This is a genomic window from Ruminococcus flavefaciens, from assembly GCF_900119075.1.
Lineage (GTDB): Bacteria > Bacillota > Clostridia > Oscillospirales > Ruminococcaceae > Ruminococcus > Ruminococcus flavefaciens_Q.
This window is the reverse complement of record NZ_FPIP01000006.1, coordinates 52876-70729: the sequence shown is the minus strand read 5'-3', so window position 1 is coordinate 70729 and position 17854 is coordinate 52876. Positions and strand designations below refer to the sequence as shown.

Here is a 17854-nt window from a genome sequence, read left to right as displayed (position 1 = left end):
AAAAAACATATCGAAAGGATAATCCATTATGCCAAACAGAATGACCGACAGATATAATGTCACACAGAAATACCTTATGACAAGAGGACAGGCTATCAACTTCCCTGCCCAGTACTTCGACAACTTCGCAAAGATGAAGAGAAACGATGTATTCGGTGTAGTTATCGATATCCCTATGTCCTCTGACGTACTCACAACTATGGTCTGCTTCATCAACGGAGCTGCAAATATCTACTTCAACAACGGCGGCGAGTACACAGGCGCTTCACAGAAGTACAGAAACCTTGTACAGGCTGCTCATACTCTCGTTGCAAACGCAGGTCAGCTTCTTCCAAAGGCAGAAAAGACAAAGCAGTATGACCTCCCTAAGGGCAGAACAAACAACATCTTTATCCTCACAAAGGGCGGCGTCTACAAGACCGAGATAAAGGCTGGTCTTATCCCCGAGGAGGAGCAGGAGCTCCGCACATTCTACGTACTCTATCAGCGCGTTCTCAGCGAGATAAGAAGCTGTCAGCTCAAGGACGAGGCTGAAGCAAGAAAAGCCGCACAGAAGTAAGGAGCACCGCAAATGGACGATAAAAAGCTGATTTTCAGCGGTATCCAGCCTACAGGAACCTTTACCCTCGGCAACTACATCGGAGCTGTCAGAAACTGGGGCGTTTTACAGGAGCAGTACAACTGTATCTACTGCGTTGTGGATATGCACGCTATCACTGTAAGACAGGATCCTGCAAAGCTGCGTCAGAATACACTCAACTCGTATGCACTTCTTATGGCTTGCGGAGTTGATCCCGAAAGATCTATACTCTTTATTCAGAGCCACGCTCCGACACACGCTGAGCTCAACTGGATACTGGGCTGCAATACACAGTTCGGCGAGCTCTCACGTATGACTCAGTTCAAGGACAAGAGCCAGAAGCACCCCGACGATATAAACGCAGGTCTCTTTACATATCCTACCCTTATGGCTGCGGATATCCTTGCGTATAACGCAGACCTCGTTCCCGTCGGCGTTGACCAGAAGCAGCATTTGGAGCTGGCAAGAAATATCGCTCAGCGCTTCAACCAGCGCTACGGTGACTTCTTCACACTGCCCGAGCCTTATATACCCGAGGTAGGCGCTAAGATAATGTCATTGCAGGAGCCTACAAAGAAGATGTCCAAGTCCGACGAAAACGTCAACGCCTGCATACTCATACTTGACGACAAGGATACCATTATCCGCAAGTTCAAGAGAGCTGTCACTGACAGCGAGGCTGAGATATGCTACCGCGAGGGCAAGGACGGTATCAACAACCTTATGACTATATATTCCTGCGTAACAGGCAAGGACTTCAAGGCTATCGAGTCCGAGTTTGCAGGCAAGGGCTACGGCGACTTCAAGCTCGCTGTCGGCGAGGCTGTTGCAGACCACTTGGAGCCCGTCCGCACAGAGTTCGCAAGACTCAGTGCAGACAAGGCATACCTGAAGCAGTGCTACACAGAGGGCGCACAGAAGGCTCTCAGATACTCGGGAAGAATAGTTTCCAAGGTTTACCACAAGGTCGGATTCGTGGATAAATAAGCATTAAGCTATGTTTTTTGCATTTAGTTATATATAACAGAGAGTAATTATATGTCAAAAATATACAAACCTCGACTTGACAAATATTATTATTCTACGGAATTAACAAAAATGTAAAAAATAGGTTGCAATTTAGAAAAAATTAGGGTATTATATAACATAGCCCGTCTTTAAGGGAGTGTTTTCCTATGGTTGAATACCAGCAGAAAGACCATTATTCAATAAACGATCTGCTCGATATCGTCAGACTTCTCAGAAGCGAGGGCGGCTGCCCCTGGGACAGAGAACAGACTCACCAGTCTATCAGAAGCGATCTCATCGAAGAGACCTGCGAGGTCATCGAGGCTATTGACCTTGAGGACGCAGAGCTTCTCCGTGAGGAACTTGGCGATGTTCTGCTACAGGTCGTTTTCCATTGCAGGATCGAGGAGGAGCAGAGCTCCTTCAAGTTCGACGATGTGTGCGACGAGGTCTGCAAAAAGCTCATTATCCGTCACCCTCATGTTTTCGGCGACGTCACAGCTGATACCACCGATCAGGTGCTGAAAAACTGGGACGCCATTAAAATGGAGACAAAGGGACAGGAGCGTTATACGGACACCCTCACAAGCGTTGCAAAGTCACTTCCCGCTCTTATGAGAGCTCAGAAGGTCGGCAAGAGAGCAATGCGTGCAGGCATGGATTTCCGCTGTGCCGAGGACGCCGTAGCCTGTATAGGCGGCGAAAAAGCTGAGCTGGACGCTGCTATCGCAAGCGGCAATAAGGCAGATATCGAAGAAGAAATGGGCGACCTGCTGTTTTCATGCGTCAACGCAGCAAGACACTTAGGCATTGACGCGGAACTGGCACTCAAATCCGCTACGGAGAAATTTATCAAGCGTTTTTCAGTCACAGAGGACTTGGTCTCTGAGGAAAAGCTTGATATGAAAAATCTTCCTATTGAAGAGCTCGACATTTATTGGGACAAGGCAAAATCAATAATTAGTAAAATGGAGGAACAGAAAAATGACTAAAACTGAACTTATCAACTCTATCGCAGATAAGGCAAGCTGCACTAAGAAGGACGCTGCTTCTGCTCTCGAGGCTACACTCACAGCAATCCAGGGCGCTCTCGAAAGCGGCGAGAAGGTTTCCATCACAGGCTTCGGTACTTTTGAGGTACGCGAGAGAGGCGAAAAGACCTGCATCAATCCTAAGACAAAGGCAAAGATGGTCTGCCCTCCCTGCAAGGCACCTGCATTCAAGGCTGGCAGAGGTCTCAAGGACGCTGTAAACAAGTAATAGCAAAGGGGACAGTCCGCTGTCCCCTTTTTTATATCATCATATAAGGGCTTGAAAGGAAGATATTATGCGACTGGACAAATACCTCAAGGTGACGCGCCTTATAAAGCGCCGCACTGTGGCTAACGAAGCCTGCGACGCCGAGAAGATAGTCGTGAACGGCAAGGCTCAGAGAGCCTCCTACGACGTAAAGGTGGGCGATATCATCGAGATAAATATGGGTACACGTCCGCTGAAGGTAAAGGTGCTCAGTGTTACCGAGCACGCTACCAAGGAAAATGCAGCGGATAACTACACCGTTATCGAATAAGTTATTATTGACTATAATATGTAGGGGGCGATGCCCACATCGCCCCGTTTATTCATCTGGCTGATGCTCACATCGCTGCGTTTATTCATCGGGCTGATGTGGGTGACTCCCTACAGTAACAAAAAATGCTGTACCTTTCGGTACAGCATTTTTTTACTTTGTATTACGTATGTCCCAGCGGAATGTAACAAGCTTTGAAGCCTTTGTCTTATCCAGCAGGTTATTGTTCTCGACTCTGTTCATGTCAAGATAACGGTAATTCTGCTTCTCCTCCTTATTGACTCCGAAGAGTCCTTTAAGCTTGGTGATAGCATTGTTCGGCTGCTTCTGCATTACAGCGCCGAGACGGTGATTCGTCCTCATGAATGTAATGATATCAGCAGCTGTTGTAAGCTCCTTGTCTGCAACGTTGTATACGCCTGCATAGGTGTGGTTATCTGCGTTCTTGATGAAGCACAGGATAAAGTCCACAAGATTATGTACGCAGCAGAGCTGGAAGCCGTACTGTCCCTGACCGAACACGAAATATGAGCCGTCCTTGGGATCGGTTATCTTTGCCATGAGATTATCCGTAAAATTGAAGGTATACACCGCAGGAAAGCGTATCAGGCAACAGAGGATATCCTCCTTGTTGTGATGCTGCAATTCGCTGGCGAGTGCCTTTTCGGAAGCATATTTCATAGCCGCATAATTGGTAGACGGCTTAAGATCGCTGTCCTCACGGATAGGTTCGCGTGTTTTCGGGAACTGATATACCTGATCTGTGCTGAGAAGAACGAACTTCTTCACAGTTGATGTCATTGCATAGCGGTAAATGAACTTATCCACTGATGCGGAATCCTTTACCTGCTTTTCTGTAACTATAGGTCCCATGTCATTATCAACGGTACACGCCGCGTGTATTACCGCATAAAAATCGTGTTTCTCGAAGAGTTCTGCTATTGTATTTTTATCTGTTGGTTCGCACTGTACTGATGAATAATGAAGCTTTCCCTCGTTATATCCGCTTTCTTCTCTGTCAACAGCTATGACCTCATAGCCCTTTTTCAGAAGTCCTGAGCAAATGTGCTGACCGATAAGTCCGCATCCTCCTGTAACAAGTACTTTCTCCATGATCATAGCCTCCTTTCTGAAACTAAAAAACTATCAAAATTTTGTCTTATATATGTTTATTATAGCATAATTACAATGGCTTGGCAATAAATAAAACTAATGTTAGCACTATGCAACTCCGAGAAAGCCGCTTCGCTTTATTTCACCTCGGAATTGATGTTTTCAAGATACTTATCTACTGTAGCATAAATGGCTTCATAGGTCTCGTTCCACGGAGTACCTCTTGCGGTCAATCTGAGACTGTTGTCCAGAAGCTCTCCGCAGTCCTCGGAAACGCCGTTTGATATGTCGATAACAGGGTTAGCCTCTGCAAGCTCCTGCATACTGTTCTTCATATCTATCATTTCCTGAGTCCAACCATAGTCGTCAATGAACTGCTTATCCGCAACCGCCTTGGTATCCTCGTCAAGATGAGTGAATCTCTTGCAGTCGAGGTACTTGGCAACGCCCTGCGGATTTGAGCCGCCCTTGACGAACATATATGATTCAAAGCCCGTAGGAATGTAATACTCATCAGCCTCTGGATCCTTTGGCATTGGCACGAAGAATGCGTCAGCGCCGAAGGTAGTGGACCACTGTGACTTCTCCTTATAGAACTCATACAGTCCCACAGGATAGAACAGCTCCTTGCCCTCGCCTATATACGCAGGCTTGCTCTCCCATCCTAAGTCCTCGCTGCCTATGGCAATATAGCCCTTCTGATAGAGCTCATAGAGCCAGTTCTGCACGCGCTCCATTGACGGATCGCTGAGATTGCTTACCAGCTTGCCGTCCTCGATACTTACAGGAGGCACACCGATAGTATTCATAAGTCCGTACTCGAACCACCAGCCGTCTATGCCGAATTTCTGACTGCCGTTATCAACGTACTTCTCAAGCATATTCTCAAAAGCGTTCCAGTCCCACTCGCCTCTTGCATAGAGGTCAGCAGGATCCTCAAGACCAGCCTCTGCAACTGTCTTTCGGTTGTATACCACAGCCGTTTTGTCGCCTGTAGCCTGAATGCCCGCCATATAATGCTTGCCGTTCCAAACGAACTGATCGTTGATGTCCTTTACGTCTTCCCAGAGTGGGGAATCGAAGTCGATATAATCGTCAACAGGTGCAAACATATCCTTTACAGCGCCCTTTGGGAAAGCGTCAAGATTTCCTCCATAGAAGAAGTCTATGCCCTCGCCCGAAGCGATATACTTACTCAGCATATCATAGCGCTCTTCATATTTACATCTGTAATACTTTATCTCGCCGCCATAGCGCTCCTGAAATACTGCAAGATCGATAGGAACGTTCTTGCCTGTACCGTCGGGGTTGATATCCCAGTCAGAAAGCCACTTTATGACGCCGTTTTCAAGCTTGTCTCCGGTGAGAAGCTCTGAACCAACTGCGTTCTGACGGATCTCATCTCTTACTGAGGAATCAAGCTCCTTGCTGTATTTGGAGCTGTCATCTTTTTTACTGCTGCACGCAAGAAGAGACATTGAGATCGATGTCAACAGCAATGCCGAAATAAAATATCTTGCTTTTTTCATTTTATGACTCCTTTAATACCGCCCACATAAACTTACCCGTATTTGAAAACACTCTGCAATATTTTCGATAACAATACGGAGATAAGTTCCCCAATAATACATTTTGATTATTCTTTACTTAATTATATCACTTTAGCAGCGTTCATGTCAATGTCAATATTCCATATAATTTGTGGGCATTTATAGTTAGTTTATCACATATGAACCATTTATGTACTGCTCAAATCCAGTATATAGATTAATTTTATTTACTTACAAACTCTTCCAATACGTCTATACTCACAGTTATCTTTCATGGAGCATATGGCACAGCCCTTTGCACCGCGCTCAACAGGAGTATCCGACACCCCTATTATAGCCGTCACCGACTTTGAGGGTATCAGCAGTGAGCTGTCCGTTGCAGTGAGACCTATGCGCCGCTGAGCATTGAGAGCCAGCAAAAAGCTCCTTTGCAGCGTTATAGGCAGGTCTCCGTAGCCTGCGCTGAAGCGCCATGTCCTGTATGGTGCAGGTTGCTCTGCGAATATCTCCTGCTCTGCACGGTCACAGACCTGCTCTATTGCCGCACTGCAAATGCAGTCAATGGCAAGCGACTCTGCCATATTGGTCACAGCCGCCTGTCTTATGAGCTTGTCAGCCTCCTGAGACAGGGTAGCCGCCAGCATTACCGCTCTGTTGCAGCCCTTTAAATGGCGTTTTATGTCCTCTCCCGTAAGGGGCTCGGACATTGCTCCGAGGACTACTCCCCCGTCTGTGAAGCTCACATCTGTTTCGAGATAGACGTACTTAGGGCGGACTTTTTCGCGGACAAGCCGCTCCGCACGGTCAAGGAGCTCCATGACTGCTTCGTCAGGCTCACCCTTTACGCCCATGTACCGCGCCGCCTCTGATTTCGATATGGGAAGCAGCTCCATTACGCACCTATTATGCCCGATACAGCCTCGCATATCTTGCGTGCCACGTAGGGCTTGTTCATAGTGTAGAGGTGTATTCCGTCAACTCCGCTTGCCACAAGGTCAACTATCTGGTTTACCGCATAGGCTATTCCTGCATCGCGGAGAGCCTCGGGACTGTGCTCGTACTTGGTCATGATACGCACGAACTTTGCAGGGAGACTTGCTCCGCAGGTAGTTACCATGCGCTCTATCTGATTCTTGTTTACAACAGGCATGATACCTGCCTCAATAGGCACGTTTATGCCTGCGATAGCAGCCTTTTCGCGGAATGCGTAGAAGCTGTCGTTATCGAAGAAAAGCTGCGAGATAAGGTGGTCTGCGCCTGCGTCGACCTTGGCTTTGAGGTTCTTTATGTCCTCTATCATATCCGCAGCGTCTGGGTGACACTCGGGATAGCAGGCTCCTGCGATATCGAAATCGCCCTTGGACTTTATATAAGTGATAAGGTCGCTGGCATGGTGGAAATCGTCCACAGGCGGTATATCGGGATTGATATCGCCGCGGAGGGCGAGGATATTCTCAATGCCGCGCTGCTGGGCTTCGCTGAGAGCTGCGTCTATCTCAGCCTTGGTGAAGTTGATACAGGGCAGGTGGAGCATTGGTATAGTGCCGCTGTCCTTTATCTTTGAAGCTATCTCCAAGGCGTGCTTGCTGTTGCCGCTTCCACCTGCACCGAATGTAACGCTGATGAAATCGGGGGAAAGTCCCTGAAGCTCATCAAGGGTATCATATATTATGTCCACGGGGCTGTCCTTCTTGGGAGGGAAAACCTCGAATGAAAATACGGTCTTTTTGCCGAAAAGTTCCTTTATATGCATAATTTCCTCCGTTAATCTATTGACCAGTCTATTTCTCCCAAGCCATGTGCGCGGAGAAACTCGTTTGCCTTTGAAAAATGTCTGCACCCGAAGAAGCCGTTATACGCCGACAGCGGACTTGGGTGAGCCGCCTTGAGTATAAGGTGGTTGGGATTGGTGATGAACTGCTGTTTCGCCTTGGCGTCGCCGCCCCAGAGCATGAACACCATTGGCTTCTCGCGCTTGTTGAGAAGCTGTATAACGTCGGTGGTGAAGTTCTCCCAGCCCAGACCGCGGTGGCTTCTTGCCTGATCTGCGCGGACAGTGAGAACTGAGTTCAGCAGGAGAACTCCCTCCTGCGCCCATTTGGTCAGCTCGCCGTGCTTTCCAAGATTGTCTATACCCACGTCGTCACGTATCTCCTTGAAGATATTCACCAATGACGGCGGCGGAGCTACGCCCTTACGGACGGAAAAGCTCAGTCCGTGAGCCTGTCCCTCACCGTGGTAGGGATCCTGACCGATGATGACGCACCTTACATCGTCGTATGAGGTCAGCTTCATAGCGTTGAAGATGTCGTACATATTGGGATAGATACGCTGTGTTCTGTATTCGTTTATGAGAGTCTGGCGGAGCTTCAGATAATAATCCTTATCGAATTCGCCTTTGAGAAGCCCGTCCCAGTCGTTATTAAAGTTTACCATATGCCCACGTCCATTCGTATACAAATATGGGACGACATTAAAGCCGTCCCCCTGATGTCAATTAAATACAGTATCCTCGTAGTACTTGAACTTTACAAGGGTATTGCGTTTGTATGTAAGCGAGCCCTGCTGATTGAAGGGCACCTTTTCGTAAGCCTCGGCAGAGCATTCTATCTTTAGCTTCTGTCCCTTACGTGTCACAAAGATAAGCTCGTAGTACTCGTCAACGAGCCTTACCTGACCTGTACTCTCTATAACTCTGAGGCGGTCATCGCTTTTTCTGACCAGTGTAGCCATTTCAACGATAGGCTCAGAGGTTCTCTTCTGCACATTTTCCTCTATTGCTGCTCTTCTGCGCTGTGTGGGAGTCTGCTGCTTGACAGGCATAGCTCTCTCGCCGCCGTCCCCGTCGTCGCCCTCGTAGTCCTCTCGCTCTTCAAGGAAGATAGAAAGCAGACGTCTGAACGAGCTTTTGCCGCTGAAAAGAAGTATGACAAGGATAAGTACGACAACTATCGCCGCCAGTAAAATGAGCAGGTTTTTCAGCTGTTCTGTCATTGTTTTAAAGGCGCAAATGCGCCGCTCCTTTCTGATTTGCTGGATTCGGGACAAGTCCCGAAAAGTTACCATTTCTATTATAATATATTTTTTCTTACTTTGCAAGAAAAATTTGCAAATTTCCCAAAAAAGTGATTAGTTATTTGCGATTAGTGCTTAGTTTTTACATTGAGAATATGAAAGGGATTCCAAAGGGACTGTGTTCCTTTGGCAGAGTGACTCCCCATAAGATGGGGAGATGTCCGAAGGACAGAGGGGACGTACCGGTAAGGTCAGAGGCGGCGCCTCTGGTGGGGTGACTCCCCACGGGGTGGGGAGATGTCACAATGCGACAGAGGGGACGGCCCCGATTAGGGGGCCCTGCAAGAGAGGGCGTCCCTTACCGGGCGGATAATATCCGCCCCTACGCTGGGACGTCGAGGACGCCGTCCCCTACATGAATTCCTTTCATTGGTTGCATTTTACTTTTAAATATGCTATAATCAAGAAAAACGTTTTGGAGAGATATTATGCAGAAAATTCTTGGATATATGCGAAAAGCCATTCAAAACTACGGGCTCATCAGCGACGGTGACCGCATACTCGTGGGAGTCTCCGGCGGCAAGGACAGTCTTGTACTGCTGGAGGGACTTGTGCTCCTGCGGCGATTCATCGGTATCGACTACGAAGTCGTGGCTATCACTCTCGATATGGGCTTCAAGGACAAGAAGATGGACTTCTCCCCCATTGCGGAGCGCTGTGAGAAAATGGGCGTGGAGTACCGCGTTATCCCCACACAGATAGGCGAGATTGTATTCGACGTCCGCAAAGAGCCCAGCCCTTGCTCCCTATGTGCACGTATGCGCCGCGGAGCTCTCCACGACGCCGCTAACGAGCTGGGCTGCAACAAGGTAGCTCTCGGGCACAACTACGACGACGCAGTTGAGACATTCGTGATGAACCTCTTTACCGAGGGTCGTATCGGCTGCTTTGCGCCAAGCACCTACCTGAGCCACAAAAATGTGACTGTAATACGTCCGCTGGTGCTTGCTCCCGAAAAGGAGATACGCCGCGCGGCTCGCAAGAATGAGCTTCCCGTGGTAAAATCTGCCTGTCCTGCGGACGGTCACACAAACCGCCAGAAAACCAAGGACTTCCTCGCGGATATGGAGCGTAATGACCACGGCTTCAAGGACAGGCTTTTCGGCGCTATGTGCCGCGCCAACGTTGACGGCTGGGGCGGGATAAACTGGACTCCGCCAACTAAAAAAGACTAAAAAAAGGCTCTCCGATTGGAGAGCCTTTAATTATTCCATTAAGATGGGACTAATTAATTAGTCTTCCTTCTTTCTGAGAACGAATGCAGTACCGATTGCAACAGCAAGACCTGCTACAGCGATGCCAGCACCAGGAACACCTGTCTTAGGTGAGTTATCCTTTGGCTTTGTTGTAGAAACTGGCTTTGCAGTTGTCTTAGATGTTGTGTTTGTTGTACCAGACTTTGATGAAGTTGGAGTTGTAGTTGTTGTAGTAGTTGTTGTTGTAGTTGTAGTTGTTGTTGTAGTTGTTGTTGTTGTAGTTGTAGGAGCTACGATCTCGATGTAACCCTGAGTTACGTTAGAGAAAGCATAGTCTCTGATTGCCTCAGTATCAGCGCTGCCCTTGAGGTCGAAAAGGTCGCCGTCTTCGTAAGCGATCTCGATTGGATACTTCTTGCCAGCCTCTGGATTCTTAACCTTAACGTCAAATGCCCAGAGCTTTAAGCCAGCTGTTGTAGCAGCCTTAGGAGTTGAGTTAGCAAATGTTAAGAACAGACCGTCTGTACCGTCCTGAACTGCCTCGTATGTCTTAACAGCTGTCTGTGGAGCAGCCCAAACCTTCTCTTCCATGTACTCTGTCTGAACAAGCTCAAGACCTGCATCAAACTTGATGTGGATACCAGTTGAATCAAACTGTGTACCGTCACCCTTTGCAGCTAAAACGATTGTCTGTACGTTCTTAGCTTCGTCAAGAGAAATTGTCTTCTGTGTGAGATCGAGTGCAGCACCCTTAAAATCAGCAGCAGCCTTACCTGTTGAGGTATAGCCCTTAGCTGTCTCAGCAGAAGCGGTGATAGCAGATGCTGAAAGTGCAACAGCAGAAACTGCCAGTGCAGCGAAAGCACGCTTAATAGTGTTCGTCTTCATTGTTATTATTTCCTTTCAGATTTTTTTATATATGTTTTTCCGTCGCAAATACGGCGGCTAACATCAATAATATTAAATTGTATATCTGCCGCCGTTTTGCGACGGCAGATAATTCAGCTTTGATTATACTTCCTCGGAAGCAGATGTGTTGTTATTGTTGCTGTCAACGATTGCCCAAACCTCTGCGTCTGTCTTGCCCTTGTTAGCTGCGAGCTGTCTCTGAGCATAGAACTGGAGGATTGAAGAAGCGTCAACTGCGTTGATTGTCTTGTTTCTTGTAACCTTCTTTGTGAGGTTGTCGAATGTTACATCGTGCTCAACGTCACAGAGGTAAGCAGCAAAGTCATCATAGATGTTTCTTGCTGATGTTACAAGGTTGCTTGTTGAAAGCTTTGTATTTGAAGGTCTGTTGCTGTTGCCCTCAGCATCGTTTGTAGAAAGCTTAGCATAGTATGTAAGAACTACAGATGCGTCAACTGCGTTTGCTGTGCTATTGAGGTCAGCGTCACCTCTTACGCCGATGTAAGCGTCAACTGTGATATTCTCGCCGAGCTCGTCAGTAAGTGCAACATCCTTTACATAAACCTGTACGGCATACTTGAAGTCTGTTGAATCCTTCTTGTATGTGTTAGTAGGCTTAGCTGTACCGAAGTTGATATCGTCAGCTGCAACTACTCTGTCCTCTGTAGAACCGTCTGTATACTCGATAACGAGTGTTACATCACTGATCTGCTTCTTGTTGAACTCTTCCTCTGTGTTGAGGTAGAATGCAGCAGTCTTTGTGTAACCGTTCTTAGCATACTGTCTCTTGATCTTCTTTAATTCAATAGGCTTTGTTGTTGTTGTTGTTGTTGTTGTGTCGTCAGGATTTACCTTAGTTGTTGTAGAAGATGTTGTTGTTGAATCGTCAGGATTTACCTTAGTTGTTGTAGATGTTGTTGTAGATGAAGATGTAGTTGTAGTAGATGTTGTAGTTGTTGTTGTATCAGTTACAAGGATTCTGTCAAGGCTGAGTGAAAGGCTTGCCTTACCTGTGTCCTTGATGTCGCTGAAGTCTACTCTTGCGTAAGCCTTCTTGTAAGAACCTACGAGCTGATGGCCTTCAGCCTCTACCTTCTTCTTAAGATCAGCAACTTCGTCAGCATCATCATCGAATGCAGCTGTGAATGTACCAACGCCGCCGAAGATGCTTGCGCTGAGAGGTGTAGAAACTACTACATCGTCGCCCTTCTTGATGCTTCTTCCGCCAACCTCGTCAGCTAACTTGCCAACCTCAGCAGCAGAAATTGTAACCTTTCCGTTTGTCTTCTCAGAGATCTCTGCAAATGCAGCAGCAACCTTTGAATTAGAAGCGATATCGCTTGCTGTTGGTGGGAGCTGCTTGTTGATGCCATAGCTCTTGATCTTAGCATTCAGCTTTGTGATAGCGTCAGCAGCATTGTTCTTCTCCTGAGCTGTTGTGTAGTTCCAGTCAAAAGCAAGTGCCTTTGTAACGCCGTTGTCAGCCTTTGTAGCTACCTTGATGATCTTATCTAACTTATCGAAGAAATCAGCCTTTGCCTTTTCATCAACGCCAGCGCCGATCTCCTTCTCAGCTTTTGCCTTAATAGCTGTAAACTTATCCTTGATAAGTGCAGGCACTTCGCCAAGTGTGTATGTCTTGCCTTCGCAAGTATACTTGAACTCGGCGGTTACAGTCTGATTTGCATCAATAGTTGAGCCATCAACAACAATAACAAAATCGCCGCCAAGAACTATATCATCGAATGCATCGATCTTGAACGCATCAGAAACGCCAATAAACTCGTTATAGTTAAGTTCATTGATCTTGCCCTTAACTGTAAGCTTCTTGCCGTCGAAAGTATAATCAACTTTCTTGCCATCAATAAGATCAGCAAAAACCTTAGCAACATCACTGTAGTCTCCGGCATTAGCTAAAGCCTTGTTGATGTAAGGAGTGAGGTCGATTCTTCCGTCGTCCTTTGTACCGAGACTGTTCAGAAGTAAGAGAGCTGTCTGCTCCCATGTTGACTGCTGACGATTGTATGCAGCACCCTTTTTATCAGGTCCTAAAATCTTAGCGTCACCAGGGATAGCGAGTAAAGCCTTAAGTGTGCTTTCCTGGCTCTGTGCCTGAACGTTCGCAGTTGTTGTTGTCGCAGTGTCGCCGTCTACAGCGTTTGCGTATGTGAGACACTGTGTAAGAGCGAGCGGAACAGCTGCAGCTGCTGCGATAGCTCTTTTGAATAATGAATTCTTCATTGTCCTATACCTCTCTAACATGTTTATTCCCCTTTTGCCAAGACGTACTCATTGTACACAAGCGTCTATGCAACAGGCTAAATTTCGGGTGATATATGCGTATATATATACTCCGCCCCAAAATTCATAACTACATTTTATCACACATAGTCCAATAAGTCAAGCAGAACAGTACATTTTTTCAAAAAATTATTGCCGATTAATATTCCCGTTTTTTGTAGCTTTTTCACAATATAGACCTATATGAATCGTAATATTTTCATTCAAATGAACTTTTAGTATTATTTCATTTGTTGTTTCGGCTTAATTTCTCTTACAATTGGTATTATATCATCTTACCAGTATTCTTGTCAAGCGGTATATAATGTAAAAAAGCAGGTCGAAAGACCTGCTTTTTTAGCGTTTTTTACTTTGTTCCGAATCTTACAGTGCCAAGAACATCGTTCCAGATGTCGTTAGCCGACTTATCTGTAGTCTGCTTCTCAGCATAGAATGAAAGGATGTAAGATGCGTCAACAGCGTTAACTGTTCTGTCGCCCTTCATTGTCTTCCAGTTGTTCGGATCGTACTCGTTGGTATCAACGTCGCCGAGGAATGCTGCGAAGTGATCAAGCATATCTGTAGGAGATGTTACTGCGAGACCATTCGTATCATTCTGACATATTACAGACTCCTTGGTATTTCCGTTTGTCTGATATGATGCATAGTAGCTGAGTGCTGTAGAAGCGTCAACCGCATTGACCTTATTGTCAAGGTTGATATCGCCCTTAACACCGATATAAACGGGAACTGTAAGTGCTTCGCCGCTTGTATTTACCAGAGGCATATTCTCATACATAACAGATACTTCATACTTGAAGTCGTCTATAGTTGTCTTAGCATTGTTGTGTGTACGAGTCTTGTATACCTTTTCAGGTGTAGCCTGACCGAAGTTTACTCTGCTCATGTCGAGACCTGATCTTACTTCAATCTTGCCGTCCTTGTATACATCGTAGATAACGAGCTCTTCAACCTGACCAGCATCGAATCCACCCTTATCGCCAAGAGCACGAACACCGTTGTCGTGGCTGAAGTAGAATCCTGCCTTAGTCTTTATTGTTGCATAAGACTTGTCATAGCCGGTCTTTGTGGTTGTCTTGTTCCACTCCTCGATAGGAAGTGTACCCCAAGGATTAGCTGTGGTTGTGAAGCTTACGTTAAGAACTGTACCTGTAGCAGTTGTTGTAGATGTTGTAGAAGAAGATGTGCTGCTGCCTGTTACAGTTGTAGTTGTTGTGGTCTTGTCATCAGGACCCTTTGTACCTGTTACTGTTACAGTTGTGGTTGTTGTGCTCTTGTCATCAGGAGCCTTTGTACCTGTTCCTGTTACAGTCGTGGTTGTTGTGGTCTTGTCATCAGGACCCTTTGTACCTGTTCCTGTTACAGTTGTGGTTGTTGTGGTCTTGTCATCAGGACCCTTTGTACCTGTTACTGTTACAGTTGTGGTTGTTGTGTTCTTGTCATCAGGACCCTTTGTTGTGGTTGTTGTAGAAACTGGTGTAGTATCAGGCTTTTCATCAATGATGATCTTGCCGTCAACGCCGATTACATACTTAGAGATGTCAACTGACTTGCCGTTTGAAACGAAGAGATCGCTTATAACGAGATCGATATCTGTTCCTGGAACTGCATTCTCACCAACCTTGTAGCTGAATTCAGCAACTATAGCGCCGTCAGCTGCGGAGTGAGAATCCTTGTCCTCAAATACAAATCTGATGCTGTTGTCAGTACCTCTAACAACCTTTGAACCGTATGCTGATACATCACCAAGAGCTGCAAGCTCTGCACCTGTATTACCTGTGATAGAAGGTGTAACTGAGAACTGAGCTGCTGCAACGCCGAGGTTTACCTTGTTAGGATCAACAACGATCATGTTAACCTTAACGGTCTCACCGGGAACAGCGTGAACAGTGTCAAGCTTCCAGAGAATAGCGCCCTCGGGCACCTTAATGGTTGTTGTTGTACCGGTTACAGTTGTTGTTGTGGTCTTGTCATCAGGACCCTTTGTACCTGTTGCTGTTACAGTTGTGGTTGTTGTGCTCTTATCGTCAGGAGCCTTTGTACCTGTTGCTGTTACAGTTGTGGTTGTTGTGCTCTTGTCGTCAGGAGCCTTTGTACCTGTTACTGTTACAGTTGTGGTTGTTGTGCTCTTGTCGTCAGGAGCCTTTGTTGTTGTACCTGTTGTAGTTGTAGTTGTAGATGTAGGAGTATCACTATCGGGCTTCTTGATGATGATAGCACCGTCAAGACCGATGATATTCTTTGTGATATCCTTACACTTCTCATCAGTTACAGAAAGTGAACCGTCTGCAAATTTAACTGCATAAGTACCCTCTGGTGTGTTAGCAGGAACATTAAATGTAAGAACTGCTACATTTTTACCGTCTTCTGCAACTACATTCTTGAGATCATTAGATACGAAATATACAGCGCTCTTGTCAACGCCGTCTGTCTTTGTATCTGTCTTGAATTCTGCATTGTATGCTTCTGAAGCAACAGCTGAATCCAATGTGATTCCCTTTGCATTGTTGATGCGGAACTGAGCACCTGCAACGCCTACCTTAGCCTTGTTCTTATCGTTTACATAGATCTTGAGCTCGACCTTTCTATCCTTGTCAGGAACATCGATCTGCTGTGTATCGATCTGCCAGATAAGACTGCCTGCAGGTATTGTTGTAGTTGTGCCTGTTACTGTTGTAGTAGTTGTTGTAGGTCCAACTGTTGTAGTAGTTGTTGTCGGATTGCCGACCTTGATGCTACCGTCAACAAATGTAACCTTGTCTGTGATATCAACACTCTTGTCGTTTGTAACGAACTGCTTGGACCACTTTACGGGATAGATACCGTCAGGTGTGCCTGCAGGAACGTCAAATGTGATTGTGAAGAGTGTATCGCCGTCCTTAGCAGTAGCGCCTGTTGCATTCTCGAAAATGCAGTTAGCCTTATACTCAGGATCGGAAGCAAGCTTGAATCCGTAAGGATTACCTGCTACTTCTTTAAGTGTCGGAGGCTCTGTGCCTACGATAGAGAACTGAGCGCCTGCAACAGAAAGCTCAGAATCGCCCTTTACCTTAGCAACGAGCTCAACTGTCTTACCTGCCTCAGCCTGAACCTCGCTTGGGATAACCCAAGTAGCTGTTCCCTTTACATCAACAGGAACATCGCCTACTGTGATAGAACCGTTAACAAGAACGATGTCATTGGTAACGTCGTTAGCCTTGCCGTCTGAAACAAAAGTCTCAGCCCACTTTACAGGGTATACGCCGTCAGCACAACCCTCAGGTACCTTGAAGTCGATGCTGAAGATAGTTGAATCGTCAGCAGCAGCCTTTCCTGCACCGTCGAGCTCAAACATGAATCTGTCTGTACCCTTTGTGTACTTGATAGCGCCGCCGTAAGCGTTGCCCTCTGCGATCTTATCATTATAAGTGATAGGAGTTGCAGCGTCAACCTTGAACTGTGCACCACCGACCTTGATAGCAGCCTTTGACTTGTCTGAAACCTTGGCTGTCATAGTAACGACATCACCTGGCTTAGCAGTCTCGTTGCTCAGTGTCCATGTTATCTTATCAGTAGTAGTTTTTCCTGTGACCTTGATAGAACCGTCAACAAACTTTACCTTAGAAGTAATGTCTGCTGTATGGCTGTCACTTACAAAACCGTCCTTCCATGAAACCTTGTAGGTTCCCTCAGGACAAGTTGACGGGATAGTATAAGAAATGTTCATGATAGTAGCCTTATCGCCTGCGATAACGCCCTTACCTGAACCTGAATCGAATACGTAGGTCTGAACCTTCTCGTCAAAAGATATAGGTGAAGCATAAGCTCCGCCTTCCTTAAGTGACTTGAATTCGATAGGAGACTCTGTCTTGATACCGAACTGAGCGCCTGCTACTGCAAGAACTCCGTCAGTATTGCTGACATAAGCCTTTAATGTAACTGTTTCACCGGGAGCACCCTCTACATTATCGAGTATCCATGAAACGTTACCGTTATTGATTTCCTTCTGTACCTTAATTGTACCTGCACCGAACTTTACACTTGATGTAATATCAGCGCTCTTTGCGTTACTAACGAAGAGGTCAGAAGCCTCTACTGCATAGTCGCCTTCAGCACAATCACTTGGAACAGAAAATGTGAGATTGAGAACCACTGAATCGTTGTCAGCAACAACGCCCTTACCGCTGCTTCTCTCAAGAACGATGAGATTACCGTCGTAAGAAGCATTTGCACCGTAAGCCTCACCTGCCTTAACAGATGTGAGCTTGATAGGTGATTTGGGGTTGATCTTGAACTGAGCGCCTGTCACTTCGAGAGTAGACTTGCTTACTACTACAGGTAATGTTACAGACATACCAGGAGCAGCAATTGCTGTGCCCATGTTCCATTCAACTGATTCACCGGCATTTTTATTAGCAGAAACATCCAGTACTCCGCCCATATTAAGTTTAGGCTGCGAAGCAGTATCACTGCCCGCAGCACTAACTGGCGAAGCAAATGCACCTGCCATGAGCGAGAAGCTCATGGCAACGGATGTAACTGCTGAAAGCAGTTTCTTCATCAGTGCATTTCC

General features: G+C 46.4%; 15 protein-coding genes. 6 read left to right on the top strand and 9 right to left on the bottom strand.

The window, feature by feature from the left end:
* Positions 1–28: 28 nt before the first annotated feature.
* The 5 genes from BT105_RS09810 (at position 29) to BT105_RS09790 (ending at position 3158) form a co-directional block, all read left to right on the top strand.
* A complete protein-coding gene (locus tag BT105_RS09810; RefSeq protein ID WP_072300588.1) occupies positions 29–559 on the top strand; it encodes a hypothetical protein in 531 nt (176 codons plus the stop codon).
* A gap of 12 nt (positions 560–571) precedes the next feature.
* Positions 572–1567, top strand: a complete 996-nt coding sequence (trpS, locus tag BT105_RS09805; RefSeq protein WP_072300587.1) for a tryptophan--tRNA ligase — start codon at positions 572–574, stop codon at positions 1565–1567.
* Positions 1568–1755: 188 nt separating this feature from the next.
* Positions 1756–2580 (top strand): nucleoside triphosphate pyrophosphohydrolase, encoded by an 825-nt coding sequence (gene mazG, locus BT105_RS09800; RefSeq protein WP_072300586.1) that lies wholly within the window; start codon positions 1756–1758, stop codon positions 2578–2580.
* Positions 2573–2848, top strand: coding sequence for an HU family DNA-binding protein (locus BT105_RS09795; protein WP_028516040.1), 276 nt, complete (start codon positions 2573–2575; stop codon positions 2846–2848). Before mazG ends, BT105_RS09795 begins: the two co-directional genes overlap by 8 nt.
* A 67-nt stretch (positions 2849–2915) precedes the next feature.
* Positions 2916–3158 (top strand): RNA-binding S4 domain-containing protein, encoded by a 243-nt coding sequence (locus tag BT105_RS09790; RefSeq protein ID WP_028516039.1) that lies wholly within the window; start codon positions 2916–2918, stop codon positions 3156–3158.
* 153 nt (positions 3159–3311) lie between these two features.
* Here BT105_RS09790 and BT105_RS09785 read toward each other — a convergent pair whose 3' ends face one another.
* The 6 genes from BT105_RS09785 to BT105_RS09760 all read right to left on the bottom strand — a co-directional run bounded on the left by BT105_RS09785 (position 3312) and on the right by BT105_RS09760 (position 8815).
* Positions 3312–4271, bottom strand: a complete 960-nt coding sequence (locus tag BT105_RS09785; RefSeq protein WP_072300585.1) for an NAD-dependent epimerase/dehydratase family protein — start codon at positions 4269–4271, stop codon at positions 3312–3314.
* A gap of 137 nt (positions 4272–4408) precedes the next feature.
* The gene (locus BT105_RS09780; protein ID WP_072300584.1) at positions 4409–5800 is read right to left on the bottom strand and encodes an ABC transporter substrate-binding protein; all 1392 of its coding nucleotides are present in this window, start codon (positions 5798–5800) and stop codon (positions 4409–4411) included.
* Between the two features lie 248 nt (positions 5801–6048).
* Positions 6049–6672 carry a vitamin B12 dependent-methionine synthase activation domain-containing protein gene (locus tag BT105_RS09775; RefSeq protein ID WP_242940115.1) on the bottom strand — a complete coding sequence of 208 codons (624 nt, stop codon included), beginning with the start codon at positions 6670–6672 and terminating at the stop codon, positions 6049–6051.
* A gap of 41 nt (positions 6673–6713) precedes the next feature.
* A complete protein-coding gene (gene metF, locus BT105_RS09770; RefSeq protein WP_072300579.1) occupies positions 6714–7574 on the bottom strand; it encodes a methylenetetrahydrofolate reductase [NAD(P)H] in 861 nt (286 codons plus the stop codon).
* Positions 7575–7585: 11 nt separating this feature from the next.
* Positions 7586–8257 carry a uracil-DNA glycosylase gene (locus BT105_RS09765; protein WP_072300576.1) on the bottom strand — a complete coding sequence of 224 codons (672 nt, stop codon included), beginning with the start codon at positions 8255–8257 and terminating at the stop codon, positions 7586–7588.
* 57 nt (positions 8258–8314) lie between these two features.
* On the bottom strand, positions 8315–8815 hold the full coding sequence (locus BT105_RS09760; RefSeq protein WP_072300574.1) for a DUF2500 family protein: 501 nt from the start codon (positions 8813–8815) through the stop codon (positions 8315–8317).
* Positions 8816–9324: 509 nt separating this feature from the next.
* On the opposite strand from BT105_RS09760, the gene BT105_RS09755 reads away from it, so the two are divergent.
* A complete protein-coding gene (locus tag BT105_RS09755) occupies positions 9325–10071 on the top strand; it encodes a tRNA 2-thiocytidine biosynthesis TtcA family protein (protein WP_072300572.1) in 747 nt (248 codons plus the stop codon).
* Positions 10072–10128: 57 nt separating this feature from the next.
* On the opposite strand, the gene BT105_RS09750 is transcribed toward BT105_RS09755, so the two are convergent.
* The 3 genes from BT105_RS09750 to BT105_RS09740 form a co-directional block, all read right to left on the bottom strand.
* Positions 10129–10980 (bottom strand): NPXTG-anchored protein, encoded by an 852-nt coding sequence (locus BT105_RS09750; RefSeq protein ID WP_072300570.1) that lies wholly within the window; start codon positions 10978–10980, stop codon positions 10129–10131.
* A gap of 123 nt (positions 10981–11103) precedes the next feature.
* Complete coding sequence (locus BT105_RS09745) at positions 11104–13242, bottom strand: cellulose-binding protein CttA-related protein (RefSeq protein WP_072300567.1); 2139 nt, start codon at positions 13240–13242, stop codon at positions 11104–11106.
* Between the two features lie 406 nt (positions 13243–13648).
* Positions 13649–17842, bottom strand: a complete 4194-nt coding sequence (locus BT105_RS09740) for a cohesin domain-containing protein (RefSeq protein ID WP_072300565.1) — start codon at positions 17840–17842, stop codon at positions 13649–13651.
* Between the last annotated feature and the right edge of the window lie 12 nt (positions 17843–17854).

Excerpts from the sequence above, each read along its gene's own strand:
- BT105_RS09755 (WP_072300572.1), top strand. The coding sequence starts at position 9,325 with ATGCAGAAAATTCTTGGATATATGCGAAAAGCCATTCAAAACTACGGG.
- BT105_RS09785 (WP_072300585.1), bottom strand. The coding sequence starts at position 4,271 with ATGGAGAAAGTACTTGTTACAGGAGGATGCGGACTTATCGGTCAGCAC.
- metF (WP_072300579.1), bottom strand. The coding sequence starts at position 7,574 with ATGCATATAAAGGAACTTTTCGGCAAAAAGACCGTATTTTCATTCGAG.
- BT105_RS09790 (WP_028516039.1), top strand. The coding sequence starts at position 2,916 with ATGCGACTGGACAAATACCTCAAGGTGACGCGCCTTATAAAGCGCCGC.
- mazG (WP_072300586.1), top strand. The coding sequence starts at position 1,756 with ATGGTTGAATACCAGCAGAAAGACCATTATTCAATAAACGATCTGCTC.
- BT105_RS09775 (WP_242940115.1), bottom strand. The coding sequence starts at position 6,672 with ATGGGCGTAAAGGGTGAGCCTGACGAAGCAGTCATGGAGCTCCTTGAC.
- BT105_RS09750 (WP_072300570.1), bottom strand. The coding sequence starts at position 10,980 with ATGAAGACGAACACTATTAAGCGTGCTTTCGCTGCACTGGCAGTTTCT.
- BT105_RS09740 (WP_072300565.1), bottom strand. The coding sequence starts at position 17,842 with ATGAAGAAACTGCTTTCAGCAGTTACATCCGTTGCCATGAGCTTCTCG.
- BT105_RS09765 (WP_072300576.1), bottom strand. The coding sequence starts at position 8,257 with ATGGTAAACTTTAATAACGACTGGGACGGGCTTCTCAAAGGCGAATTC.
- BT105_RS09810 (WP_072300588.1), top strand. The coding sequence starts at position 29 with ATGCCAAACAGAATGACCGACAGATATAATGTCACACAGAAATACCTT.
- BT105_RS09745 (WP_072300567.1), bottom strand. The coding sequence starts at position 13,242 with ATGAAGAATTCATTATTCAAAAGAGCTATCGCAGCAGCTGCAGCTGTT.
- BT105_RS09760 (WP_072300574.1), bottom strand. The coding sequence starts at position 8,815 with ATGACAGAACAGCTGAAAAACCTGCTCATTTTACTGGCGGCGATAGTT.
- trpS (WP_072300587.1), top strand. The coding sequence starts at position 572 with ATGGACGATAAAAAGCTGATTTTCAGCGGTATCCAGCCTACAGGAACC.
- BT105_RS09780 (WP_072300584.1), bottom strand. The coding sequence starts at position 5,800 with ATGAAAAAAGCAAGATATTTTATTTCGGCATTGCTGTTGACATCGATC.
- BT105_RS09795 (WP_028516040.1), top strand. The coding sequence starts at position 2,573 with ATGACTAAAACTGAACTTATCAACTCTATCGCAGATAAGGCAAGCTGC.